The organism is Mesorhizobium sp. M1428 (assembly GCF_040317515.1).
GTDB lineage: Bacteria > Pseudomonadota > Alphaproteobacteria > Rhizobiales > Rhizobiaceae > Mesorhizobium.
On sequence record NZ_JAMYKT010000026.1, the window covers coordinates 26,728 to 50,600 of the forward strand.

Here is a 23,873-nt window from a genome sequence, read left to right on the forward strand (position 1 = left end):
GCACACAGCAGCTCGTCCACGGCGTTCGTACATGAAGTTTGGAAACTTATAATACTGGTACACACCTCCATGGGGGAACATTATCTCCAATATCTCAGCGATTACCGGATAGCTATCTGCCTTCACCTACCTCGGCCTAGTGCAGAATCTTGGCCGAATGAACTCGGCGCTCTTGCTGCACACCAATGGTCCGTCCCGCGCGAAGTGCGATCATACCGCCGCAGCTTACCTTCAAATCCGGCACTGGCGAGGATCTAGATCCAAGCCGACGGCGCCGAGGCATCAAATAAAAAGCCGCCGACCGAAGCCAGCGGGCTTGATTGGGATGGCCCGCGCGGAGGGTCAAGGCTGCGCCGGCCGACCATGGCGGAGGGACCACCTTGGTCAACGGCACGGCCCGATGACGGCGTGCCGATGTACCACAACATGCGGCGAGATAGAGCCTTCCGGCGTCGCGGAAAAAAAGCCCGCCGGTTTTGAGCCAGCGGGCAAGTTCTGGAGTGGCTGAGATCAACCCAGCATCAGTCAACGACCGGCGGAAGGGTTGGTTGCAGTGGATGCCAGCTAGGCTAGGGCTAAGACTCATTGATCCAGAAGATGAAGGCTGCAGCGAAGGCGATCGCGGACAGGAAGGTGTGAGCACATCTGTCGTATCTGGTGTGGATGCGTCGCCAGTCTTTGAGGCGTGCGAACATGTTCTCGATCCTGTGGCGTTGTCGGTATAGGACAGGATCGTAGCTGTGCTGAACACGATGCTTGGCATGGGGCGGGATGCATGGCGTGATACCGCGCTCGACGAGCGCCTGGCGGAAGGCCGCTGAACTGTAGGCCCGATCGGCCAGCAGGGCGTTGGCGGCGGGCAAATCCTCGATCACTGCCGCAGCAGTCTTGTGATCATTGGCCTGCCCTTCGCTCAGATGCAGCAGCCGCGGGCGTCCCTTGCCGTCACAGACCACCTGCAGCTTGGTGGTCAGTCCGCCGCGGCTGCGTCCGATACATCGGGATAGAGCCCCTTTTTGAGCAGGCTCGCCGCCGTGCGATGCGCTTTGAGATGGGTGGCATCAATCATCAGATTGTCCGTTTGACCGCCCTGCGCGGCCAGTTCCGCCAGAATGCGGTTGAACACACCCAGCCGACTCCAGCGGATGAAGCGGTTATAGATGGTCTTGTGCGGACCGTAGTCGGATGGGACATCTCGCCAGCGAAGACCATTGCGGATCACGAACAGGATGCCGCTCAGCACCCGGCGGTCATCTACACGCGGCACACCATGCGACAAAGGAAAATAGGGCTCGATCCGGCGCATCTGCTCCGGGGTCAACATCAGCAAATCACTCAAGGCGGCACCTCCTGCCACCTTGAATCACTCAACAGATATCAATTCAACAAATTAATAGGTCCTGACCCTAGCCGCAGCATGCTGTGAATCGTAGCAAAGTGAAAAACAAAACTCTGGACTTTTAGGTCGAACTCGCCCCAATATTTGTTTGGGGGATTCACATGAAAATTGGAGCACTCATCGCAAGTGCAGCCCTGTGCGTCAGCGGCTGCTCTACGAGCGCTGTCGTGTCGGACAGCGATCTCACGGCAATGAATACCGTTGCGCTATGTCACGTTCTCGCCAGCAGCACGGACGAACAGTATCGTAGCAGGGTAGCGGCCCTTCTAGTGCGCAGGGGCGCAACAGCAGAGAAGTGCACCAGGCTTGTGCAAACCGACAATGCTGTCGCGACAGGCATAGCGATCGCGGCTGTCGGCGGCGCAGCTGTGGGTGTCGCTGCCAACAACGGCTATGGAGGCGGAACATATTACCGGCCACCGCCACCACAAACCTATGGCGTCGCGTGGGACCAATTCTATGGCCAGAACTACAGCGTTATCTGGCGCTGCCGCGACCGGTCCACCGGGCGGTTCCTTGACGATTACTATTGCGCCGGCCTGCCCATGGTCGACAGCGCATGGCCGGGCTGGTCGGCGTAGCGGATGAGCAGGCCATACCGCAAATATCGATCCAATCGGTGGCAGAGACCCACCGGTGCCAAGCTGTGGCGGCGCCAACTTGCGAGCGTGCCGGCAATGCTCGGTCTTACGGCAGCGGCGGCGGTGGCCGCCTTCCTGGCGCCGTCGGGCGCGCAACTTAGCGACGATGCATCAAAGGCCAGCCCACGAAGGGCGGCGCCCGCCTCGCTTACCGGTGTCGCTTCCGTCATTGACGGCGATACGATCGAAATCCACGGCCAGCGCGTCCGCTTCAACGGCATCGACGCGCCAGAGAGCCGGCAGCTGTGCCTCGATGCGAATGGCGCCGAGTATCCTTGCGGCCGGCGATCGGCCGAAGCGCTGGACACTTTCCTGGCCGCGTCGAGGCCGCTCGAATGCACATTCGTGACGTGGGACCGCTACCACCGCTTTGTCGGCGATTGTCGGCGCGCCGACGGCGCGGGCGTGGCCGCCTGGATGGTCAAGCACGGCCAGGCGCTGGATTGGCCTCACTACAGCCAGGGCGCCTATGCGGGGCAGCAGGCGCAAGCCCAAGCCTCAAAGATCGGCCTGTGGGCCGGGACGTTTCAGGCACCCTGGGAATGGCGCGCTGCGCACGCCGACGGCGCGGCGCCGTCGAGTCGCCCGCTGGGCACCATCAGCCGTAAGCTGGTCGCGCAGAGCGGCTATTCTTGCGAGCCGCGGAGAACGTGCAAGCAGATCGGTTCCTGCGACGAAGCCAACTGGTACCTGCAAAACTGCTCATGGGGCGGAAAACTCGATCGCGACAAGGATGGGATCCCATGCGAAACACTCTGCTAGCTGAAATGTAACGGATTAAGCGCGCTACGGCCTGTTCGGCTTTCCGCTTACACCGATCCAACGAAGACCATGCATGGGCGACGCGGTCTGCTAACCCCATTTTTTGACGAGGTATTCTATATCTGAAGGGCAGAAAAAAAGTTATTGCGACAATAGAGAGAAGAGACGCCTTAACTAAGACTTTCAAAACCGTTAAGTGTATGCTGGCAGGCGATCAAGGCGTGATGTTGCCCTGTCGGGGGGGCGAGTAAAATGCAGACTGTGATGAGTCAAAAGCTGGCAAGCTATGGCCAGTGGACCTACCGTGGTGCCTGGGCCCTAGAGATTGCGGCCGCAGCGATTGGTCTTACGACAGGTGTAGCATTAGGCGTACAAGCGTTTTCTGCAAGCGAGTCTGTCACTGCAATGGATTTGACGCTCGCCAGTGCACCCTTTCTCATGGTGGCAATCGCGGAGCTCACCAAGATACCGATAGCTACACTGCTTTTCAGCGCGTCTTGGCTCTGGAAGCCAATAATCTTGGTCTTCCTCCTGGTTCTTGCAGGCATCACTTTCGAAACTGTCTTTATGGGGATGGAGAGGGCAGGCGCATTGCGTCAGCTGCGTTATGAGGAGCTCGTAAACAAGATTGATGCCCTTGAGCAGGAAGCGACAAAGCTCGCCTCTGCTGACGAACTTGGTCGAAGAGCCGATCAGGTCGATCAAGCCCGTTCCGAAATTGAGCAGCTGACCTCTCTTGCAGAAAAATCGCGTGCGACCTCTCAGTCGCAAATTGCCGAGGCCAATGCGGAATTGGAGGGAACGACAGCCCTTACTCCAGAGGCCTCGCGTGTTCGCGATCAAGTGGATGAGAAAAATGCTGTTCGATCGGCGCTGATTCAACAGCGTGATCGCGAAGTTAAAGACGCTGTCGATCAGTTTGAGCGCCAACGCGACAGCTTTGTTGAACGTATCAAGATGGCGCGCGATTCAGGCGACAGCGACTCGGCACGCAGGCTAGAATGGGAAGTGGCTAAACTTGCCAACCCCCGCACGAAAATTATCACCAAGTTCGACACTCGGATTGAGCCGCTCGATCAAGAGATTGCTGCGCTGCGTGAAAATTTCGATCGTTTGCGGGCAAATAGCCCTCCTATGACTACTGACCAGAGGCAGAAGCTTGTCGATAGGCGTTTGTCTCTGGAGCAAACGCGCGATAGTGATGCCGCGGCTTGGCAGCGTCGATTGGATGAAGCGGGCAAACGGCTCGCAGATGCCCAGGCGGCAGAAGCCAACAAGGCAAACACCTCAGCGCAAAACCAGGTCAGACAGGACCAGATTGCCAAAGCCCTCAGCGCGTTTGCCAAGGAGCGGATCCCAATGGCGCGGACAGATCAGGTCCGCCGTATTGCCTCACGGTGGTACGGCAGCAAACCTGAACTGGTGACTGAGGCACAGGCCGGAATAATCTCTGTGATTTGGTTCGGCTCGCTCGCGCTCATCGCCGCGCTCGCGGGACCAATTACGGCAATGGTCGCTCTAGCGCTCCAGCGCATTGCCGCCCGAGAAGAGGACAATTCAGAGAGCAAGACTTCCAGGCTGCTCCGCAGAATGCTTCTGAGTTGGCGTTGGCGCCGAATTCGAACGATTAAGGTACCAGTCGAAGTTGTGGTCGAAAAAGAGGTTGAGAAGCGGGTTGAGGTGCCTGTGGAAAAGGTGGTCAAAGAGATCCTCTATGTTCCGCTCTTCACCGATGATCCCGAAGTCCTTCGCAAGGCCCTCGACCAGGATTTGCCGCCTGAGGTCTCAGACCTCGTGACGGTATCAATGAAGGATCGCAAAAGTGCTCGTCCGGCATAACACCACCCTGCTTGAGCAAGCCGTCGATCTCGCCGTCAAAAGGTCAGCGATTCCAACCTTGCAGGCTCAAGCCGCGGCCCAAGAGAAGACAGCCCGAGCGACCGCCTTTCGCCGAATGGCGACTGGCGGAGCCATTGCAGTGGCGGCGGTCGGGATTGGGCTAGGCATCAATCTTGGTCTATGGGACAAAACCTTGCCAGAGCCGGCGGCTTTGCCGACCATAGAGCAGCCAAGCGATCTCACCTCCCCAAAAGACGAGCCGCCTATTCCTGTTCCAACTCCAAAGCCAGCTCAGGAGCAGGCGCCCCAGGCTGACGTCCCTACCAGGCCTGACGTGGTGACCGTCGACTTCAACAAGTTCGCCACCAAGAACGTCAAGTTCCAAGGCACCACTTGGGAGTTAATCACAGGTCACCACTTCAAGGATGAGAACGACGAGACCTGGGACCGAGCGTGGTGTTACTCTCGGCGAAGTGTGAACGGCGTAGACGTAAATGTATCATTGGCAGCTCGTTCTGCCCCAACCGCACCACCAGCCGGGCCTGGCGCTGCTACTCAGACGCTTCAGTTGGTCGGCCTTAATGATTCATCCGCCGTCGATCTTGCAACAAGATGCGCGTGGCTGGATGGTCGCACATTTGCGTCTTCAGAGATCATTCCTGACCCGTCACGAGAGCAGGCCGCAACGGTTCCCGCAGAAACTCCTGCGGCAGAGGTCGATCCAGATAGTGGATTTGTTGTCGTGTCAGGGTGGGACGCGATCGGAAACGACCTGCCGGATATGCCAACTCGGAACGTGAGTTCTGAGCAGTGTCAAACCGCCTGCAATACCGACTTCAGGTGTCTAGCGGTTACTTATAACACAAAATTTCGAGCTTGTTTCATGAAAGGGGACGCATCGCTACTGGTCAAAAGCGAAGAGTCGATCATGGCCGCAAAAAAAGTGGTCGAGAGCAATTTGCGCTACTCGAATTTGGTGTTCGCCACAAAAACGGAAATTTCTGGCAATGCTTATTGGACCTCTTCGCTCCGATATCCCGACTGCATACTGCAATGTGCAAACGACAAATCCTGCTTAGGGTTCAATTTCCGCAAAAAAGAAAGTGCGTGTGTCCTTTTCAACAGCATAACCCAATCCGCTGATAACGCAGCGGTCGCATCTGGCATCAAGAGCGTCGCCAACTAAAGTTGAAGCAAAGCACCTATCCTCAAGGAGCGATTGAAGCCAAGCTGCGCCAAAGAAAGTGGCTAGCAAAATTCCACGACAACCTTTGGGTTAGCGGCAGGAATGTTCTTCGACGAAGCTCTAGCAGAATGCAAAGTGGAGCCAACTGAGGTATCTCAGAGAAAGAATTGTCGTCGGCGCATTGCGGGACCGTCTGACTGAATGTCAAAAATTGGGCCGACAGCGGACTGGCAGCTTGCAGTCTCGGATCTTCAACTTCGGACCTTCGACGAGCGAAAGCAGCGCTAAGACGCGCGCCCCGGGAACAGCGTCTCAAGAAAGGAACGCTGGCTCAGTGCGGCGGCGGGAGAAAGTGCGATCGTGCGATCGCATATGGCAGGCAATTGAGGATATGCGGATATGGTCCTCTGGTGTAAGTCCTTCGGCGCTAGCCGTACATAGGCGAGCAAGCGTTGAGCGCACCGCCTCAATGTGGCTTCTGACTTGCGCGACGGATGCCACAGGTTATCGGGTCACATCTTTAAAATGAACCGCGGACAGATCTGCGAACGATCTGGAGATAGCCGGACGCTACCGATCGGTCAGGATTGTCATGATTGCTTCCATGACCGCCTGCCGATCACCATCAATTACGATATCTGCTGCTCGGACCCTCGTAACTGCCGTGGAAAACTGCTCAGGCGTCATCATACGAGATGCGTCCGCACTGACCCTTGAATGCTGCTCCGCAAGATCGGATATCGTATCCAAGCCAATCGTGCGCGCGCTGATACCAGAGCGTTCCCGGAAATCATAGAAGGTCTGGATGGCGATCGGCTCGAAGACGGTGAATGCGGGCGCCGTTTCTGATCTATCGATCTCGCTGAGCCGCATACCGTAGTCGTGCTCACCAACCGTTATTGACCAAGCGTAGCGCTCCAGAGACCAGGACGTGACGAACTCATACTCCGCTTCTCCCACGAAGCGCGGTGGTCGAGTTGTTGAAGGCTGCAGGACCAGACCCCGGTCGCTCTTCCGGATTGCATCTATCAGCGTCGTTTTCCCGGCTCCGCGGACTCCGGTGACCACGTAGAGCATAATTCACTTCCCTTGTCTGAAGACCAAGATCGTCTCCTTCTTTATCGAGGTCCAAGATTGTCGCGTTCGAGACTGGCGCACTGATCGATCAGCAGAGAAGCACAGCTCCCACCCGTGTTCGCCAAGTGCCTTCTTTAGCATCAGCTCACCCACATCCCGGCCGTGGTCTTTGTGCGGCAAGACGTATGCTGTGTAGCTGGCAGGTGCCATGGACTCAAGCTGTAGTCCCGCTACCTCTACAAGCTGCTCCGCCCAAAGGTTGATATGGCCCGGCCGAAATCTCTTTCTTCGCGCGCCTATCTCGGCACTGACCATCGCGGCGAGTTCATCATCTGACATTCCCATAAAATACATCGTAAGGCGTTGCGCTAAGCCATAGTCAATCGCCCCTCCATAGGGTGGAGAAGTCAACAGGAGCGCAGCTTCATGTAAATGCGGTTCCAGCTTTCGTTGCGCAGTCCAGTCAATAACTGAAAACTCGAATCGCTGACTTTGTGGGCTTCCGGGAATCGACCCGCGAACGGCAGATAGTTGTCGTCTGGTCCGCTGCAGCCACGCAGTAGCCGCACGTACTACGTCCTTATACACAAACTCGCGCGGCCGAACGTTGTCTGCGACGTGGCCCCAGCTGCGCGTCTCTGAAGACGTGCTTCGAGCTATGGCCGACAACATTGTGAACCCCACGACCTTTCCGAACCGCGGAATTTTTGAACTCTCAAGAAGATCAATGAGCCTCTGCAACTCCAACAATGTCTTTGGATGGTACCAGCTACGAAGGTTCTCAGTCGCTGCCTGCCGAAACAGGAACGGCAGCACGTTATTTACCGATTCCCCGCCAAGATGGTCGACATGTTCGTCCACCAATGATCCTCGCCCAGCTGGATTTCTGATAAACGCATTTTTGCTCTGAACTTCACCCACAACCTCGCGTAGGCTATCGAACACATCTTCAAACAGGTACCGGTTGTGCAACAGTAGCGCTAGCAGCCCGACTGTGGCCAACCCCGACATCACACCTACGGGGCTGATATCACAGGAAACGGAATTGCGGCCGCGAAGCATGGCAGCCACTGCAGTCGACCCAATACCGCAAAACGGATCAAATACCGTATCGTTAGGTATAGATAGAAGGTCGACCAATACACCGGGAAGTCCAGGCGCGAAGCTACCCGGATACCAATGGATCGCTGAGATGTCTAACGGACCGCGTTCGATAAAGTCCCAGTCTACCAACGACAGCTGTCTGTGAACGTCGGCTTCCATCATATCAACTTTAGCTGATCAGAGACCGCCTGAAATGGGTCTTCTAATGGATCAGACAATAATTGGACATCTTTCAGATATTCCGGCAGTACGAGACGCAACTCCACCAGTGCACGCGCTGCTATTCGATCGGAAGGTGCCCGCGACGAGAATAGACCCATCAGAATTTCGCTTGAATCCTCCCCTATTGCGACATCTTCCGCAAGGTCGCGAACGTATAACTCAACCCTTCTGTCAGTCTTTGATCGATCTAGTATGACGTGGAATATACAGGGAGATCCCAAGACCTTCGACATCCTGGCCTCAAGAGACCGCTTAACAATCGGCTTTGAAAGTTCTGCGTATCCCTCAATATTGCGACTTTTTAGTAAAGAAATTGGATGGTACAGATCAGCCAGCATTATCCTCTTGATTATTGCGCCAATGTCTTGGTTTGCGCCGACAGACATTGAGATTAAGCGATTAATTAGACCATCATCGGTAAGTATCCAGCTGTCAGTGCCAACTATTTGCGCTGCGGTCGCTAGCTCTATGGCTTTCGTTAGCATCCCTTTTGCCGAGAATTCAGCCCAATCGTGCAAAAGATATCGATACAGTTGATGACGCAGAAATTGCCATCGCTCAACGAGGGGAATGGTATTACTGGATATAGACAGTTTGCCCGCCTTCACACGAACATCTCTTGCAAGTGCGAGTGCCACATTAGCATCGTCATGACCGGCCAACCCAACGTGATACGCCAGCCTCACAACGTTATCGATGTTGTCGAGATCCATCGTCCCACTTATCAGTGGTCCTAGCCGTCCGCCTCCTGCAATTGTCTGCGTGACCTGAGGCCAATGCTCACCCATTATCGAGGGGGCAGCGAACTGAGCGCCCATGTAAGAGACGTTAGCCCGGGTCCTCTGGAAGAAAGCCTCCTCTAGGCCTTGGTTCATACGCTGGTGATCTAAATCCGCTAGCTCGGGCGTATCGTTTAGTATGTATTCAAGTGAGTGCCCGAACGGCCCTGTCTTTACATCATGAAGTATCGCTGCGGCCGAGATAACAGTAGAGGCCTCCTCATCGGCATTGCTGTACAGCGACCATTCTCTGGCGAGTCGCATAACACCAAGACTGTGCTCGAAGCGGGAGATTTCTGAAGCTCCAGACATAAGAAGGGAGTTGATGTTGCACATCCTTATGCTCCGAAGCCTCTGCACTTCTGGAGCGCGCATGAGCTCAGCCTCACGCGACGTGAGGACCATGCGTCCATATAGCGGATCGAAACACCTAAACGCTTGCATCTGCTAGAGCCTCACGCGCTGCAAGCCACCCTGAAACGCCTGCCTGCAGAAGACCGCGTGCATGTCCCGCCGCGTCACCCGCAACGAAGAGGTTTGGCTGGCTGGTCCGATGGGAATGCCCGACTGCGAAAGTGTCCCAGTGCCAGTCCAGGAGCGGGAAGTGAACTCGATGCTCCGAAGTCCAATCAACAAGACCCAGCTCCCCCAGTGTTTCAGCAAATTTGTTAAGATGGCCAACGACCTCATGACCGTATGCTGATTCTAGAATAGCCATTTTTTCTTGGAAGGGAGCCCCTGTTAGAAGGTGCGCTGTTTCGTAATCCGTAGGCGGCATTGAACGAAGGCATTGTAGGACGCGATCCAGTCGCTCATCCTTCCCTTGAACCCTTGTGAGGACGCCGAAATTGGCATTGCGCTCTGACGGATCCGCCACGATCCCGCCAGGTATGGTGATATCGCGAAAGGCATATCTGAAGATCGTCCCTGGATAGTTGAGACAGAACGTTCTGGTTGGCCCAATGAGGATCTTCGCGTCTGGGCCCCGATCCCGCAGTGGGCGTACACTTTCTCGTTCTACGAACTCTAAGCGAACGCCTAAATCAATTCCTTTTCCTTCCTGCGGTGTCGCACCCGCACGCCTCAACAACGTCCCGCCCATCCTGCCGCCGCAAAAGACAGCGACCCTACCCTTCACAATTTCCTCGCCACCCACGAAGGCCACCCAATGCGACGAGCCCCGCCGTAAATCATCTATCTCAGCATCAATTACGCGAACCAAATCGCCAACTTTGATCGAAATGCGTTCCACCAGGCGTTCGACTTGCTGCGGTGTCAGGACAATGGACTGGTAGGCCCGAATGTTCGCCTCTGTACCGATCGGCTGATCGTCTAGGAGATCCCGCGAACCAACAGCTGGGTGATCACCCAGCTCACAGAAATCTAAGACCTCATGAATTGCATCATGTAGCTTTTCCACACCGCCTGCGACCGGCGCGAGCCCTTGTCCCGCAGGGAGAAGCGAGAACTTTGCACCAGAAAACCGGGTAAATCCGCCTAGCGACCTGTTTGCCTCGGGCAGACTGCGGTCAATCAGCACTACGGTATGCCCTGCGGTAGCGAGGACATAGGCGGCGGTTAGGCCCCCAAGACCTCCGCCGATAACCAGGAAATCGCAATGCACCGTGGACACTCATTTCCCCTCATGGTCCGGGACGATCTGCAGCGCCCGAAAGACGAGGGAGACCGCATTCTTAGCAGCGAAAGACTGACGCTCCTTTTTTTGCTCGGATTTCTTACCATCCGCCCAATCACAGATCGCCTTCACAATCACCCAATGTGTGGGCTTTTCAGCTGTAGCCACCACAAGTCCTACTCCTTCCATCTCACCGCCAATAGCTTCTCCATCCGCAATCGATTTCAGATCTTCTCGGAAATCGACATTGTCGACGAGCTTCTCACCACTCAACATCAGACCGATTTCAACGGGCGCCTCGTTCCATACGCCCGTTGCCGCTTCAAGAAGACTGACGAGTTCGGGACTTGCGTCAGTTATCGAGCCTCTTTGAACGTTGAGTCTCGTAACGCCATCTTCGGCCGTACCAACGCGCTGCTGTTCATACCCAAGCACTTTTCGGCTGATCAGAACTGTTCCTATAGATTGTTTGGCTTCATCAACGCCAAAAGCGATTCCGACCATGATCACGAAACGCGGATTGAGATGCGGTAGGATGCGCATTGTAGTAGAAATGGAGCCGCCAACTGTAGCCGCACCCATTGCTACTTTAACGAGAGCCACCCTGCACCCATGTATAAACCCAAGGTCAAAATATGCGCGGCCGCCGCCGGTATGAGGAGTGATGACGTTGCCCATCTCTTGCGTCTTTTCAAATACGCTTATTCTCTCAATTTCGGTCGCAACAACGATTAGATAGTCGTATTTCAAAGCCCGCTCCAAACTTGATTTAACAACTTCCTTAGCGCGTAAAAAATCACCATTGTTTGATAGATTTCCTATTATATTATCTATTCGTGAAGCCGCGATCGAAAATTGGTCTACTCTTATACTAATTTCTCTATAGGAGAATTGGGAACCTACTCTGCGCAAGGCCTGGATCACCCACAAACGAAACGAGGACCGGCTGATGGACTCGCCTCCTTGGAACATGTTACTCAAAGTCGAGCCTAGCAACTCAATCTTGGATTGAAAATGGATGATTCCTTCATGAGGCTTAGTTGAGTTCAAGTACTCTTCCCAGAAGTCGCGAAGACTACCCCAATCCGCACTGATAATTTGACTAAGTCCGATTGCCTTAGCGATTTCGATAAGTATAGGAATATCGAAAGCAGGATACCGCGATGAACATATATCAAAGAACCCGATCTCTGGTATACCTGTGCAAATATCGGAGTTCAAAGAACTCATAAAATGCCGAGTGTATTCGACGGATATTTGTCTACGGATCAAGCCAATTGCAGTTTCTGGATGACTTGACGTACTAGCTGCAGCTGAGAACAAGGCGGCGGTAACCGCGCGATCTTCACGCTGTTGCAAGCTTGCAAGCACCACCCTCTTGGCGTCACGTTCTCGATCTTCCCCCGATCCTTGGTCTGCTCCCCAAGCACCAAGCTGCCGAGCCAACGTGAGTGTTGCGCTTGTGGACTTGGGAATAATGGAGACAGAATCTGGAATCAAAATCTGCCTTCCAAAATACATAGGATATCGAGCGCGGTCATGTGAGTATAGGGTTGACCTAGATTCGAAGAATTCAGCCATCGTCGGATGGCTACTCAAAACTGAAATATGGCTCGTACTTACAAGGAGCTGAGTAAAGCGCTTCAGGGAGTCCGATTTATTGACAGCGGGACTTTCAAACATAATTGATGCGCTGCAGTTAAGAGCGGAACCCGTGAACAAGGTCAGCAGCTTAAGCGCGACCTGCGCATTTGTTTCCGACACCTCATTTCGGACAGACTCTGCCAATTCCCGGTCAAAGAGGTGCAAGTATATCGATTTTCCATGTATAGGCATGAGCTAATCGCTCTGTTTCCCGAATCGCAATAGGATACCAATAGCGCATTCGTTAGATGCAAGACATCGGTGTGCCGCTCCATACTAGGCGGCTTGCGACGCACGGCGAACCATACCGGCGCCTGGCGCCTTGTTATCCACCCAAGATGCCGATCGGTTGCGGTCCTTCACAATGCGGCATGGACGAGAAGCGGCCTCCGCCGGGTGCGGCAAACACCTGACGAAGGCCTGACCCAACCACCTTTGGAGAGGCAATCGGGCGTTGAGTATTGATTGATGAAATGGTCGCCCTCATATTCGGGGGGATGCCACCTAACTTCCTTCCGCAGCGCCGCCTCAGCTTTATCAATCTACAGGGCCGGTTTCGCGGCCTCACGTCGATAATTCGTTTATCCGCTACGACGCGAAATTTGCGGTTCGACCAAGGGGCGAATGGCCGCTTTTGCGATTCGGCGAGGTCCGCTCAACGGCCGGATCGCGGCGCAAAGCGGAATGGCGCTTATACAGCCGTGTTTCGGCCTTTTGAGCCGAGTTCCCGTGCTAGCTCAACGAATGCTCTGTGCGCCGCGGATGGATTGCGTCGTCCCGGGTAATAGATGCAGAGTTCGTCGGAAGGCGGCGCGCGGCGTCTATGAAGAACAGACCGCCCGCGTGTGTCCATCGTCCAGAACCCGCTTACCTCGCTTGCCGACGACGTTGCCGCAACCAAACGCATTCTTGACCGTCAGGATGGACCTGCGGTCCTTGTGGGACATTCCTGGGGCGGCACCGTGATAACGGAAGCAGGTACCCATTCAAACGTGAAAGGCCTGGTCTACGCATCGGCGTTGTCGCCAGATGCCGGAGAGACGACTGCGAAGCAGTACGAGGGTTACCAGACCCCGCCTGAATTTGTCATCGAAACTAACGCGGACGGCTTCGGCTTCGTTTCTCCCGACAGGTGCAAGATTGGCTTCGCCAGCGACACGACGGACGCGGATGCCGCTTTCATGCGGGGCTCTCAGGTGCCGATAAACATGTCCGCCTTCGCGACCAATTTCGAGCATGCCGCCTGGCGGAGCAAGCCGAGCTGGGCAGTGATTGCAACCGACGACAAGGCCTTCGATCAGCGTATGTTGCAACCGATGGCGAAGCGCATCGGGGCGACTATCACGGAGGTCGCGGCAAGCCATGCGGTCTTTATGACTCAGCCAAAGGTCGTCGCTGACGTTGTCGACGAAGCTGCCCGCAAGGGATCCGTCGAAAAGCGATAGTTCGGCCACGCGCCGTGTGCGGACATTTCGAGTTTAAAGGTGAAAAACGAAAATACGGCCGCCGGATGGATCGTCCGGCGGTTTTGTTCGAGAGTGTTTCTCTCCAACGTCCGCAGACCGCCTTGAGGGGGCACCGGCAGAAGACTGCGCCGGCACTTCTTCGCTACGACCAAGGCGGTCGAGGAATGTACGGTTTCAGGCTAATTCGGATATCGCCGAAACGACCGACTTCGGGCGCAGAGCCGGCATTGGTTCGGGGCAGATCAGCTCGTCTATTGTGCCCTATTTTTCGGCTTGCCGCCGGCAAGTTGCTTCAATGCATTCGCCCGCCTAGAAAGGTGCCCCCTCGGACTCACTGGTCGCTGTCACTTATTCGGACCCTGAAATTGCCTGCCGCCGCGATTTCTCTGACTTGTCGACGACAGGGAGCCCTTCCTTTCTGGCCTTGGCAAACGCTCGATCGCTCTCCAGGAACTCCGCCAGCATGAACGGGATCAGTTCCGCTACCGATTCGGACTCGCCATAGGTCTGACGATAAAGGGCCGCATAGTCCTTCAGTGCTTGGTTCAGGTCTGCACTTACGCTTATGGTGATCTTCGAAGGTGTCCGATCCGGAAGTTTGCCGAGTTTCAGATTGGTCATGATGACTCCAGTCAATTCGGGTACGGCCGTAGCACAAGATCCTTGTGCACGATGACGCGCAGTGGCCAACCAGGACGGACGGTGATCGTGGGCTGAATATTGAGGTTCTTCTCGGTGATGCGCTGGCCAGCTTGACTAACGTTCTGCTGAGCGGATTCGCGGATTGCTTTGACCAGGTCGCTTTCGTCTTGCCCGAGGCTCAGCTCCGTGCCGACCCCCAGCAACGTGGCCAGCGCAACGCCTTTCATCAGCTGCCAGGTGTGGAAATCCACCTTGTCCTCAAGCCCGGCATAGCCGGCGGTGTCCGTCGCCGGCAGATTGTCGATTTCGATCGAAGAGCCGTCGGTCAGCAGTATCCGTTGCCAGACCAGCAGCGCGCGCCTTTGTCCAAAGGCAACAACGCTGTCATAGGTGCCAATCAGGCGAGAGCCTTGCGGAATGAGCAAGGTGCTGCCGGTGACTGTGTCGTGCACATTCTCGGTGACCTGTGCGACGACGAGGCCGGGCAAGTCGGAATTGATGCCAGTGATTAGGCTCGCTGCGATGACGCTGCCGGCCATCAGCTGATACGGCGAAGCCGGCGTCTGCAGTGCATGCAGATTGTAGATCCCACTTGTGTTCCGCTGGCTGACAAAATCGAGCTTGCGCTGTTGATTGTTTGGGTCGCCCTCGGCCGGTGCTACCGAAGCTGAATCGCGTGCGGCATCGGATTGTGGAGCCGTTGCCTCAAAGGGTGGACGCCCGCCCTGTCCGTTGCCGGCGGCATCCGCTTGCCGGGGTCGATTTTCGATCCGGAAGAAGACTTGCGATTCGCGCGCCTCGACCGCCTGCTGTGCAAGGCGCTGCTCCTCCGCCGAAACCTCCTGGCTCGGCGCGATGCCCAGCTGGCGTTGGTGCTCAAGGATGGGGCGGCCGAGGTCGCCGGGCAGCGGTGGTCCAAGCACCGGAGGCTTGGGCTTGATCCCGGAATAGTCCTTAGGCAGCCTTTCAATTGCCTCCGCGGTTGGCTTCCGCTCAGTGTTGTAAAGCTCGTCAGCCTGCTCTTTGATGCGCAGCGCCGGTCCCTGCAGCGCCATCATGGCGACGCCTAGAACGGTGCCGGAACCAACAGCTGCAATGGCGACAATAATGCCGCGCTTGAAGCGCACAGCGCGGCGAGGCGAGGCCCGCAGCTGCAGCTGTTCTGGATCGAGTTTCGGTGGAGCATCGGAGCGGGAAGTATCCGTCATGGGCCGTCCCTCACCTGCTGGGACGCGAAAAGAGCAATATCCGCCTCGGCGCTTGCCTGCCGTCGGTCCTCGTGATGCGCACCACCTGCTGCTGCTTGGCGCCGAGGCGCAGTTCGGCCGCGGCGAAGAGGCGATCGACGATGTAATAGTTGCCCCGTATGCGGTAGTTGACGAGCTGGTTGTCCCCGTCAGCTCCGACGATGAAGAGCGGCGGGGCCTCGCCCTGATCGATGCGGCGCGGGAACTCGATGTAGACCTTGCTGCCATCATCGAACGCGCGCGTCGGCCTCCAGGGCGGCATGTCGCCGGTAATCGAATAGCGGAAACGAATATTTTCGAGAGCCACATTCGACGCCACTGGCATAGCGGCGTCGGCCTGCGCATTGCGCCGGCGTAGCGCGATGATCTGGTCCTCGCTGTAAGTCCAGGAGATGGCCGCCATGGCGGTCTTATCCGTGCTTTGAAGCTGCAGGTGATAGCTTCGCCGGTCCGTGGTGATCACCAGATTGGTGGCAAGTCCTGGCGCGAAGGGCTTCACCAGCACATGGGTGCGCTGGTCATCGCCGGAGCCACTGACGGTGTCGCCAATTACCCAGCGCACTGTATCGCCGGCCGACACGGATTGGAGTTTCTCGCCTGACTGCAGAGCGATATCGCTGACGCGCTCCGGTGCGGCATAGAGCTGGTAGAGCGCGCCTTCGGCAAAAGGGTAAACCTGCACCGCATTCACATAGCCATATTTGGTGGGTTGCTGCGTCGCCGCCTTGTTGGCATCGGCGACACGTTCTTCAGGCGAGCGCTTGTCTTCAGCAGCCTTGCCCGGCTCGGGCTGCAACTGGCCGGGCAGCGGCAGCGGTTTCGGCACTTCCACGACCTTGACGGGCTTCTCCGGCGCCTTCTCAATCGCGGCCGGCTTGAAGTCAGCATGGTCATAGGAAATCTGCGGTGGCGGCACCGGCTTCGAGGCACAGGCCGAAAGTACCGCGGTCGACGCCGACAGGATCAGGACGGTGCGGAGCGATGGGGCTCTATTTGTCATTGGCGGGCTCCTTCGGGGAAACGGTTGTCGGCGCGGCGCTGTCCAGCTCGCGCGACCAGTCGATGGCATTGATGAAGACGCCGAGCGGGTTTTTGCGCAGCTGATCGGTATTGTTCGGCGGCCGGATCACAATGGTGAGGATCCCGGTCCAACGCGTTGTGCTGGCGAGGCTGCCGCGCTCAAAGACCTGCTCGGTCCATTTGACTTGAAAGGAGTTGTCGGACGCTCGTACCACGCTCGTCACCTGCACCGAGACGCTGCGCGTGCCGATCTTGCCGAACGGGTCATTGGCCTTAGCGTACTCATTGAGAAAGAGGGCTGCACGGTCGGTGGCGAAGTCGTAGGCCGAGAGCCAATTCTGCCGCACCAGCACCGCATCGGTGGAGACGGAGCGGACATTCTGGATGAAATGGCCGAGATGCCAGGCAATCTGGCCATCGTCGGGCTCGTAGGTTTGGATTGCCGGCGCGACAGCCCGTGTTTCACCGAAGCGGTCGACCTCGACAACATAAGGCACGACGCGGCCCTGCATCGACTGCCACAAGAGTCCACCAGAGAGCCCGATGGCCAGAGCGAGGCAGCCAAAGGCCATCAGGCGCCAGTTCCTTGCCTGCACGCGCGCAGTGCCGATGCGCTCGTCCCAAAGTTGGGCGGCCTTCTGGTATGGTGTGACGGGGTGGGGCGTCTTCCCGTAACGCTGAACAGGTCGCTTGAAGAGCATCTAGTCTTCCTTGTCGTTGAGAGAGGGGTTGGCCCCGCTTCCACCCCGATCGCCATCGCGGACGGCCTGCGTGGCGGCGTGGCGATGGGCGCGCGCGGTCTGTTGGGAACGCAAGCGCCTCGCCCACGCCGGCGCGGCATTGGCACCTGACGCGGCAGGGTTTCCGGTCATTGATGCGGTCGGCGTGCCGCCCGTCGCGGTCCAGGCGGCATCGCGGCCGGCATCGGCGCTGCGCCGGAATGGTTCTGTAGCAGATCGCATTCCCCGCATCGCGGCGCCGCCAGCTGCGCCGGCAACGCCCTGCAGTCCAGCAGCTACGCCGGAGAGGCCGGACTCGTGCGATGTTGCACGCCTCATCTGCCAAGCTGTGGAAGCAGCCGATCCCATGGCCGTGCCGGCTCGAACGGCGGCGAGACCGCCGCCGGTTGCCATGCGCGCGCCGGCAAGCGCCGCACCTCCGGCAACGAGCGTTGATCCGGCGGCCGCCGCGGTGGTTCCGAGTGCAGCTCCCGCGCCAAGCTGCGGCGCGCCGGAAACAAGACCCGAGGCAATTCCCGGTCCGAAAATGCCGAGCCCAAGCAGCGCCAACGCGCCTAGTACCTGTGACATGGCCGCGGCCAAGTCCGGCTCCTTGCCTTGCAGGGCGGAAGCGAACTCGCCGAAGAGCGTGGAGCCGATGCCGACGATGACGGCAAGCACCATCACCTTAATGCCCGACGAGATCACATTGCCGAGCACGCGCTCGGCCAGAAACGCCGAGCGGTTCCAGAGCGCGAAGGGCACCAGAACAAAGCCGGCCAATGTGGTGAGTTTGAACTCCAGGATGGTGATGAAAAGCTGGATGGAAAGGATGAAGAAGGCGATGAGAACCAGGAACCAGGCGAGAAGCAGCACGAAGATGGTCAGGGCGTTGCCAAAGATCTCGGGGAAGCCGACTAGCTGGCTCGCTTGATTGAGCAGCGGCCAGGCGCCCTCGAAGCCGGCCGCGGCAATGCGGCCTGGCCGCAGGAGACTGTCGGCGGACAAATTGCCGGACGAAGCGTTGATGCCGAGCCCGGCAAAGGAGCGGTAGATAATGTCGGCAAGGCTTCGGAAATTGTTCAGGATGAACGCGAAGGCGCCGACATAGAGCACCTTTCGAACGAGCCGACCGAGAATATTGGGTTCGCCGCCGAACGCCCAGACCAGGCCCGCCAGCGTGATATCGATGCCGATCAGGATGGTGGTGAGAAAGGCGACGTCGCCCGAAAGCAGACCGAACCCGCTGTCGATATAGCGGATGAAGGTCTGCATAAAGCGATCGATGACGCCGAGGTCATTCATGTCGCCGTCTTCCTCGTTGTCTTGAAGAACTGCTGATCAGTTGCCGGGATAGGCCGTACCGGTGCCCAGGAAACGCTTCGTCGTCTCGCGGGCGGCTTCCTCGGACTGCGCCTTGCGGGCAGCATCTTCGGCTTCAGCACGGAACTGGGTCGCGAGCAGCGTCTGGATCTGCATCTGCTGCTTGGTCGAAAGCGCGATCAGCTGATTGGTGGCCTGGCTTGCCTCAAGGGCACCTGCCGCGCCCTGACTGCGGTTGACGAGATCGGTGAGCAGGTCGCCGTCGGCCCGCACGTTCTCCACGATCTGCGACTGCGCGCTCATGGTTTGGCGGAACGCCTGCATGGCGTTTTGCCAGCGCTCGCGCGCGGCGCTCGCCACATCGCTGACCTCGATTGTGGCGTCGTAGCTTTCCGGATATTGCACACGCCACTGGTTCTGAAGCTTGTCGAGATCGAAGCTCAGGCCGCTGGCCTGGGTCATCAGGCCGTCGATCCGTTGGAGCGAACCTGTGAGCTGGCCCACGGAAGAAAAATCCAGGCGCTGAAGGTGCCGCGCCATGTTCTGCAGCATCGTCGCCTGGTTCTGAAGCGACTGGATCTGGTTGTTTATCTGCTCCAGGGAACGTGCCGCTGTCAGCACGTTCTGCGCATAATTCGACGGATCGAACACGATCAGGGAGTGGGCCGGCTGGACGTAGTCGGCCATTGGTTTTGCGATCAGGGAAACGGTGATCAGGCTGGTGAGAAGGCGGCGCCGCATCATGACGATTGCTCCTTGTCTGGTTGAGGGAATTGCTGGAGAAGCTCGGCAGCCCAATCGAGGCCGCGCGCAATCAGAAACCGGGCGGCAAAGCCCTCCTGTCCGTGCTCTGACAGCACCTTGTCGATCAGGGTCTGCGTGGCCGGATCAGAGGCGCCGCAGAGCGCAAGAGCGATCGGGCCGAGCCCGAGCTCGAAGAGGCGGTTGCCGCGGCGCGACTGCAGATAATACTGGCGCTTCGGTGTGGCACGGGCGACCAATTCGATTTGCCGCTCGTTCAGGCCGAAGCACTCATAGGCTGCCCGCACCTGCGGTTCCACGGCACGGTCATTGGGAAGAAAAATGCGCTGTGGGCAGCTCTCGATGATTGCCGGCGCGATCGACGAGGCAGCGATGTCTGCAAGTGACTGCGTGGCGAAAATGACGGAGACGTTCTTCTTTCGCAGCACCTTCAGCCATTCGCGGATGCGGGCGGCAAAGAGAGGGTTGTCGAGATAGACCCACGCCTCGTCGAGCATCAGCAGCGTCGGCCGTCCGTCGAACCGCTCCTCGAGACGATGGAACAGATAGGTGAGCACCGGGAGCACAGCGCCTTGGCTGTGCATCAGCTCTTCGGTCTCGAAACACTGCACATCCGACAAAGCCAGCCGATCTTCATCGGCATCGAGCAGCCGGCCGAAGGGACCGTCGAGCGTGTAGGGCATCAACGCGGCCTTGAGCCCATTGGACTGAAGCAGAACCGACAGGCCCGTCAGCGTGCGTTCCTGCACCGGCGCAGTCGCAAGGCTGATGAGTGCCGACCAGATCGCCTCCTTTACCTCCGGCGTAACGCTGACATTCTCATGGGCAACGAGGCCGGCGATCCATTCCGCCGCCCAGCTGCGAGTAGTCTGGTCGCCGATATTGCTCAGTGGCTGGAAGGCAAGCGCACCATCCGCGCCCAGCGCGTGGTGTTCTCCGCCCATGGCCAGTGTTGCCGCACGAGCCGAATTGCCCTTGTCGAAGACATAGACCTGCGCCCCGGCATAGCGTCGAAACTGCAGAGCGACTAGCGCGAGCAGAACCGACTTGCCGGCACCGGTCGGCCCAACGACCAGCATGTGGCCGACATCGCCGACGTGGGTGGAAAGCCGAAACGGTGTCGACCCGTTGGTCTCTGCGAAGAGAAGCGGCGGGGATTCGGTCCCAGTCACGTTGGCGAGATGCTCGTTGTCCACCGGACCGGCCCACGCCGACGACAGCGGCATGACATGGGCAAGATTCAGCGTGTGAACGAGCGGCTGGCGAACGTTAGCGTAGACATGACCGGGCAACGAGCCGAGCCACGCCTCGACCGCGTTGATGCTTTCACGGATCGTGGTGAAGCCGAGCCCATTGACTATGCGCTCAACCGCTCGGAGCTTTTCCGCGGCGGCCTGCCGGTCCTGGTCCCATACCGTCACCGTTGTGGTGAGATAGCCGAAGCCGACGTGATCGCCGCCCAATGCCTGAAGGGCGGCATCCGCATCGAGCGCCTTGTTGTCGGCGTCACTATCGACGAGAGGGACGGGTTCGTTGGTCACGACCTCGCGCAGGATAGCTGCGACCGATTTGCGCTTGGCAAACCACTGACGGCGCAACCGGGTCAGTGTCTTTGTGGCTTCCGGCTTGTCGAGCGGGATGAAGCGCGTCATCCAGCGGTAGGCGAAATCCTGATGGTTGAGCGCGTCGAGGATCCCTGGCCGGGTGACGTTCGGGAAACCAAGAACGGTGAGGGTGCACAGATGCTGCTCACCCAGCATCGGCTCCAGGCCGCCGGTAAGCGGCGCGTCAACCAGAACACCGTCGAGATACATTGGCGTTTCCGGCATGGCGACCGGATGGCGGTAGGTCGAGATTGTGCCGTGCAGATAGGTTAGCGTCTCGGCATCATCGAGGGCGCGCACTTCCGGCATGAAGCCGGACAGCAAATCCAGGACGCGGTCGGTCTCGTCGCGAAACCACGCCAGCTCCTGGCGCCAGTCTCTAGCCCCTCCCGAGTGATGCGAGTCGACCAGTGCGCTTTCCGCCCGCGCCTGGCCATCTGGCGCCGGCATGAAGACCAAGGTCAGATGATAGCGACTCTCGAAGTGCGCGACCTTGCCCTCGAAGGCCGCGCGCCGTTCCTCATCGACCAGCCATGAGGCAGCATCGGGAAAAGCCGAGCTCGGATAGCCCAGCGCTTCAACGCGCTCGGCCTCGAAAAACAACCCCCATCCGGAGCCCAACCTTCGTAGCGCATTGTTAGCTCGTGCGCAGATGCCGACCAACTCGGCTTCGGTCGCGCTTTCAAGGTCGGGGCCACGGAACCGGAAGGTTCGCTGGAAGCTACTGTCTTTATTGAGCACGATGCCGGGCGCGACCAAAGCGGCCCAGGGCAGATGATCGGCAAGCCGATCGGCTTTGCCGCGATACTCCGAAAGGTTCAGCATGCAAGCCACCCCTTCAGGCGAAGATGACGGACAAGCACGCTGGCGAAGTCCGGATCGCGGCGAGCGGCAAAGACCGCGAGGGTGTGGCCGGCGATCCAGAGCGCCAGTCCGGCGATCCACTGCTGCAGGCCAAGGCCTATTGCCGCGGCCACCGTGCCGTTGAGGATCGCCACCGCTCGCGGCGCGCCGCCCAGCAGGATCGGCTCAGTCAATGCCCTGTGAACGGGGACTTCGAAACCCTCGATATGCTGCTCTCCGGTGGCCATCAGACGAGTGCCCCGCCGCCGAAGGAGAAGAAGGAGAGAAAGAAGCTCGATGCCGCGAAGGCGATCGACAGGCCGAAGACAATCTGGATCAGCCGGCGAAAACCGCCTGCCGTGTCGCCGAAAGCAAGGGTCAGGCCGGTGGTGATGATGATGATCACCGCGACGATCTTGGCGACCGGTCCCTGGACCGACTCAAGGATCTGCTGCAGCGGCTGTTCCCAAGGCATGCCGGAGCCCGCTGCGTGGGCCGGGACGGTGAGAAGAAACGCGAGCGCGGTGGACGAAAGGAAGCGAAGCTTCTTGAGCATGAGGTGACCTTTCAAAACTGCTGGAGTTGCGGAAGCGTGAGCGGGGTAACGGCGTAATCACCGCTGCTGTCGAGACCGGTGACCTCAGCGATCGCGTCAATGCGGCGCGAGGATCCGCGCCCAGCGATGAAGACGATCAGATCTACCGCATCAGCGATGAGGCGGCGGGGAACGGTGACGACGGCTTCCTGGGCGAGCTGCTCGATACGGTAGAGAGCGGAGCGCGCCGAATTGGCGTGAACCGTTGCGATGCCGCCGGGATGCCCGGTGTTCCATGCCTTCAGCATGTCCAGGGCTTCCGCGCCCCTGACTTCGCCCACGATGATGCGGTCGGGTCTGAGCCGCAGGGTCGAGCGCACGAGATCGGCGAGCGTGACCGACCCCCGCCTCGTCCTCAAGGCAACGCAATCCTTCGCCGCGCATTGCAGTTCGCGCGTGTCCTCGATCAGGATCACCCGCTCGTCGCAATCGGCGGCTTGTGCCAGCAGCGCATTGGCAAGTGTTGTCTTGCCCGACGACGTGCCGCCGGCGACCAGGATGTTGCGCCGCTCGCGGACCGCCTTCTTCAGCGCATCGGCCTGCAGCGGCAGCATGACCCGGTCGGCGACATAGTCGGCCAACGTGTAGAGTTTCGCCGCAGGCTTTCGGATGGCGAAGCATGGCCCCAGCACGACAGGCGGCAGCAGACCCTCGAAGCGCTCGCCCGATGGCAATTCGGCGCTGACAATCGGATTGTCCGCATGCGCCTCGGCGCGCACGTGGGAGGCGACCAGGCGGATGATGCGTTCGGCCTCAGAAGGATGCATGTGCACGCCGATGTCGACCCGGCCTTCACCCAACCGGTCGAGCCGCAGCGCACCGTCGGGATTGACCATCACCTCGATGACGGTCGGATCGGCAAGGGCTTCGGTGATCGCCGGACCCATGGCGGTGCGCAGCATGGCGCGGCGGCGATGGTCGGCTTCCGGATGAGAACTCATCCTTCCCCTCCCCTGCGATCGTCGGTGCCAAGTGACCGTTTCCCGGAAGCGATTTGGCGGCCGACTTGTTCGACGAACTTCTCGAAGCGCTCCTGGGCAATCGCTTGCGTCGCCTTGTCCGGCACCGGCGTGTGAGCATGAAGCGTGATCGAAAAGCGGATGAAGAGCGCCAGGCTCTCCAGGATCATCTCGACATCGCGCCTGACATGTCCGAGGTCACGGGAAAGACGGTCGAGCCTCTTGCCGTAGCGGTGGTCGAGTTCATTCTCCCCACGCCGCTCGATAAAGGCCTCGACCGCGTGCGCCACAATGGCCGATTTGGTGGTCGATGGATTGCGGCTGAGGTTCTCCAGCTTCTCGCTCAACTCGGGTCCAAGCAAAAACTGGTGACGAATGCGGTGGGGCTTCATGCTGCTTGTTCC

21 protein-coding genes and 1 pseudogene are annotated in these 23,873 nt (G+C 58.4%); 5 read left to right on the forward strand and 17 right to left on the reverse strand.

All coding sequences use genetic code 11. From position 1 onward, the window contains the following. Positions 1 to 575: 575 nt before the first annotated feature. A protein-coding gene (locus tag NKG60_RS26330; protein ID WP_352975956.1) for an IS5 family transposase occupies positions 576 to 1,339 on the reverse strand; the annotation gives its coding sequence in 2 pieces (ribosomal slippage) (positions 576 to 1,000 and positions 1,000 to 1,339; 765 coding nt in all). A gap of 161 nt (positions 1,340 to 1,500) precedes the next feature. Between NKG60_RS26330 and NKG60_RS26335 the strand changes: the two genes are divergently transcribed. From NKG60_RS26335 to NKG60_RS26350, 4 genes are all read left to right on the forward strand, one after another. Then, positions 1,501 to 1,980 (forward strand): hypothetical protein, encoded by a 480-nt coding sequence (locus NKG60_RS26335; protein ID WP_352682186.1) that lies wholly within the window; start codon positions 1,501 to 1,503, stop codon positions 1,978 to 1,980. Positions 1,981 to 2,103: 123 nt separating this feature from the next. Further along, complete coding sequence (locus NKG60_RS26340) at positions 2,104 to 2,802, forward strand: thermonuclease family protein (RefSeq protein WP_352901990.1); 699 nt, start codon at positions 2,104 to 2,106, stop codon at positions 2,800 to 2,802. 252 nt (positions 2,803 to 3,054) lie between these two features. After that, positions 3,055 to 4,641: a hypothetical protein gene (locus tag NKG60_RS26345; RefSeq protein WP_352975958.1), complete on the forward strand. Its 1,587-nt coding sequence runs from the start codon at positions 3,055 to 3,057 to the stop codon at positions 4,639 to 4,641. After that, complete coding sequence (locus NKG60_RS26350; protein ID WP_352975960.1) at positions 4,625 to 5,827, forward strand: PAN domain-containing protein; 1,203 nt, start codon at positions 4,625 to 4,627, stop codon at positions 5,825 to 5,827. The genes NKG60_RS26345 and NKG60_RS26350 overlap by 17 nt, the downstream gene beginning before the upstream one ends. Before the next feature lie 570 nt (positions 5,828 to 6,397). Here NKG60_RS26350 and NKG60_RS26355 read toward each other — a convergent pair. The 5 genes from NKG60_RS26355 to NKG60_RS26375 all read right to left on the reverse strand — a co-directional run bounded on the left by NKG60_RS26355 (position 6,398) and on the right by NKG60_RS26375 (position 12,454). Beyond that, positions 6,398 to 6,904, reverse strand: a complete 507-nt coding sequence (locus NKG60_RS26355) for a hypothetical protein (RefSeq protein ID WP_352901982.1) — start codon at positions 6,902 to 6,904, stop codon at positions 6,398 to 6,400. A 3-nt stretch (positions 6,905 to 6,907) separates the two neighbouring features. Beyond that, positions 6,908 to 8,170 (reverse strand): DNA methyltransferase, encoded by a 1,263-nt coding sequence (locus NKG60_RS26360; protein WP_352901979.1) that lies wholly within the window; start codon positions 8,168 to 8,170, stop codon positions 6,908 to 6,910. Further along, a complete protein-coding gene (locus NKG60_RS26365) occupies positions 8,167 to 9,345 on the reverse strand; it encodes an HD domain-containing protein (RefSeq protein WP_352901976.1) in 1,179 nt (392 codons plus the stop codon). The genes NKG60_RS26360 and NKG60_RS26365 overlap by 4 nt, the downstream gene beginning before the upstream one ends. A gap of 94 nt (positions 9,346 to 9,439) precedes the next feature. Next, positions 9,440 to 10,642, reverse strand: coding sequence for an FAD-binding protein (locus NKG60_RS26370; RefSeq protein WP_352975962.1), 1,203 nt, complete (start codon positions 10,640 to 10,642; stop codon positions 9,440 to 9,442). Further along, positions 10,643 to 12,454, reverse strand: coding sequence for a 5'-methylthioadenosine/S-adenosylhomocysteine nucleosidase family protein (locus NKG60_RS26375; RefSeq protein ID WP_352975964.1), 1,812 nt, complete (start codon positions 12,452 to 12,454; stop codon positions 10,643 to 10,645). 677 nt (positions 12,455 to 13,131) lie between these two features. Here NKG60_RS26375 and NKG60_RS26380 point away from each other — a divergent pair. Beyond that, positions 13,132 to 13,734, forward strand: a pseudogene (locus tag NKG60_RS26380) (alpha/beta hydrolase); the annotation flags it as partial. 369 nt (positions 13,735 to 14,103) lie between these two features. On the opposite strand, the gene NKG60_RS26385 reads toward NKG60_RS26380, so the two are convergent. Genes NKG60_RS26385 through NKG60_RS26435 form a run of 11 tightly spaced genes read right to left on the reverse strand, consistent with a single transcriptional unit; the run spans position 14,104 to position 23,861 of the window. Next, a complete protein-coding gene (locus NKG60_RS26385) occupies positions 14,104 to 14,376 on the reverse strand; it encodes a DUF2274 domain-containing protein (RefSeq protein ID WP_023680069.1) in 273 nt (90 codons plus the stop codon). Between the two features lie 11 nt (positions 14,377 to 14,387). Continuing rightward, positions 14,388 to 15,605, reverse strand: a complete 1,218-nt coding sequence (locus tag NKG60_RS26390; protein ID WP_352975966.1) for a TraB/TrbI/VirB10 family type IV secretion system protein — start codon at positions 15,603 to 15,605, stop codon at positions 14,388 to 14,390. A gap of 10 nt (positions 15,606 to 15,615) precedes the next feature. Continuing rightward, a complete protein-coding gene (gene trbG / locus NKG60_RS26395; RefSeq protein WP_352901961.1) occupies positions 15,616 to 16,644 on the reverse strand; it encodes a P-type conjugative transfer protein TrbG in 1,029 nt (342 codons plus the stop codon). After that, positions 16,634 to 17,365: a conjugal transfer protein TrbF gene (gene trbF / locus NKG60_RS26400; protein WP_352975968.1), complete on the reverse strand. Its 732-nt coding sequence runs from the start codon at positions 17,363 to 17,365 to the stop codon at positions 16,634 to 16,636. The genes trbG and trbF overlap by 11 nt, the downstream gene beginning before the upstream one ends. After that, on the reverse strand, positions 17,366 to 18,688 hold the full coding sequence (gene trbL, locus NKG60_RS26405; RefSeq protein ID WP_352901958.1) for a P-type conjugative transfer protein TrbL: 1,323 nt from the start codon (positions 18,686 to 18,688) through the stop codon (positions 17,366 to 17,368). It abuts the gene before it with no gap. A 36-nt stretch (positions 18,689 to 18,724) separates the two neighbouring features. Beyond that, positions 18,725 to 19,450, reverse strand: coding sequence for a P-type conjugative transfer protein TrbJ (trbJ, locus tag NKG60_RS26410; RefSeq protein WP_352975969.1), 726 nt, complete (start codon positions 19,448 to 19,450; stop codon positions 18,725 to 18,727). Continuing rightward, positions 19,447 to 21,897 (reverse strand): conjugal transfer protein TrbE, encoded by a 2,451-nt coding sequence (trbE, locus tag NKG60_RS26415; RefSeq protein WP_352975972.1) that lies wholly within the window; start codon positions 21,895 to 21,897, stop codon positions 19,447 to 19,449. Before trbE ends, trbJ begins: the two co-directional genes overlap by 4 nt. Further along, positions 21,891 to 22,163: a VirB3 family type IV secretion system protein gene (locus NKG60_RS26420; protein WP_023680309.1), complete on the reverse strand. Its 273-nt coding sequence runs from the start codon at positions 22,161 to 22,163 to the stop codon at positions 21,891 to 21,893. Before NKG60_RS26420 ends, trbE begins: the two co-directional genes overlap by 7 nt. Continuing rightward, entirely contained in the window at positions 22,163 to 22,471 is a 309-nt protein-coding gene (locus NKG60_RS26425) for a TrbC/VirB2 family type IV secretion system protein (protein ID WP_023680310.1), read from the reverse strand. Before NKG60_RS26425 ends, NKG60_RS26420 begins: the two co-directional genes overlap by 1 nt. An 11-nt stretch (positions 22,472 to 22,482) precedes the next feature. Next, on the reverse strand, positions 22,483 to 23,451 hold the full coding sequence (gene trbB, locus NKG60_RS26430) for a P-type conjugative transfer ATPase TrbB (protein WP_352772400.1): 969 nt from the start codon (positions 23,449 to 23,451) through the stop codon (positions 22,483 to 22,485). Beyond that, positions 23,448 to 23,861: a CopG family transcriptional regulator gene (locus tag NKG60_RS26435; protein WP_352458763.1), complete on the reverse strand. Its 414-nt coding sequence runs from the start codon at positions 23,859 to 23,861 to the stop codon at positions 23,448 to 23,450. The genes trbB and NKG60_RS26435 overlap by 4 nt, the downstream gene beginning before the upstream one ends. Positions 23,862 to 23,873: the final 12 nt, after the last annotated feature.

What these genes read in the sequence shown, in the direction of transcription:
- NKG60_RS26335 (WP_352682186.1), top strand. Translation starts at nt 1,501, where the DNA reads ATGAAAATTGGAGCACTCATCGCAAGTGCAGCCCTGTGCGTCAGCGGC.
- NKG60_RS26345 (WP_352975958.1), top strand. Translation starts at nt 3,055, where the DNA reads ATGCAGACTGTGATGAGTCAAAAGCTGGCAAGCTATGGCCAGTGGACC.
- NKG60_RS26355 (WP_352901982.1), bottom strand. Translation starts at nt 6,904, where the DNA reads ATGCTCTACGTGGTCACCGGAGTCCGCGGAGCCGGGAAAACGACGCTG.
- NKG60_RS26360 (WP_352901979.1), bottom strand. Translation starts at nt 8,170, where the DNA reads ATGATGGAAGCCGACGTTCACAGACAGCTGTCGTTGGTAGACTGGGAC.
- NKG60_RS26365 (WP_352901976.1), bottom strand. Translation starts at nt 9,345, where the DNA reads ATGTGCAACATCAACTCCCTTCTTATGTCTGGAGCTTCAGAAATCTCC.
- NKG60_RS26385 (WP_023680069.1), bottom strand. Translation starts at nt 14,376, where the DNA reads ATGACCAATCTGAAACTCGGCAAACTTCCGGATCGGACACCTTCGAAG.
- NKG60_RS26390 (WP_352975966.1), bottom strand. Translation starts at nt 15,605, where the DNA reads ATGACGGATACTTCCCGCTCCGATGCTCCACCGAAACTCGATCCAGAA.
- trbG (WP_352901961.1), bottom strand. Translation starts at nt 16,644, where the DNA reads ATGACAAATAGAGCCCCATCGCTCCGCACCGTCCTGATCCTGTCGGCG.
- trbF (WP_352975968.1), bottom strand. Translation starts at nt 17,365, where the DNA reads ATGCTCTTCAAGCGACCTGTTCAGCGTTACGGGAAGACGCCCCACCCC.
- trbL (WP_352901958.1), bottom strand. Translation starts at nt 18,688, where the DNA reads ATGAATGACCTCGGCGTCATCGATCGCTTTATGCAGACCTTCATCCGC.
- trbJ (WP_352975969.1), bottom strand. Translation starts at nt 19,450, where the DNA reads ATGATGCGGCGCCGCCTTCTCACCAGCCTGATCACCGTTTCCCTGATC.
- trbE (WP_352975972.1), bottom strand. Translation starts at nt 21,897, where the DNA reads ATGCTGAACCTTTCGGAGTATCGCGGCAAAGCCGATCGGCTTGCCGAT.
- NKG60_RS26420 (WP_023680309.1), bottom strand. Translation starts at nt 22,163, where the DNA reads ATGGCCACCGGAGAGCAGCATATCGAGGGTTTCGAAGTCCCCGTTCAC.
- NKG60_RS26425 (WP_023680310.1), bottom strand. Translation starts at nt 22,471, where the DNA reads ATGCTCAAGAAGCTTCGCTTCCTTTCGTCCACCGCGCTCGCGTTTCTT.
- trbB (WP_352772400.1), bottom strand. Translation starts at nt 23,451, where the DNA reads ATGAGTTCTCATCCGGAAGCCGACCATCGCCGCCGCGCCATGCTGCGC.
- NKG60_RS26435 (WP_352458763.1), bottom strand. Translation starts at nt 23,861, where the DNA reads ATGAAGCCCCACCGCATTCGTCACCAGTTTTTGCTTGGACCCGAGTTG.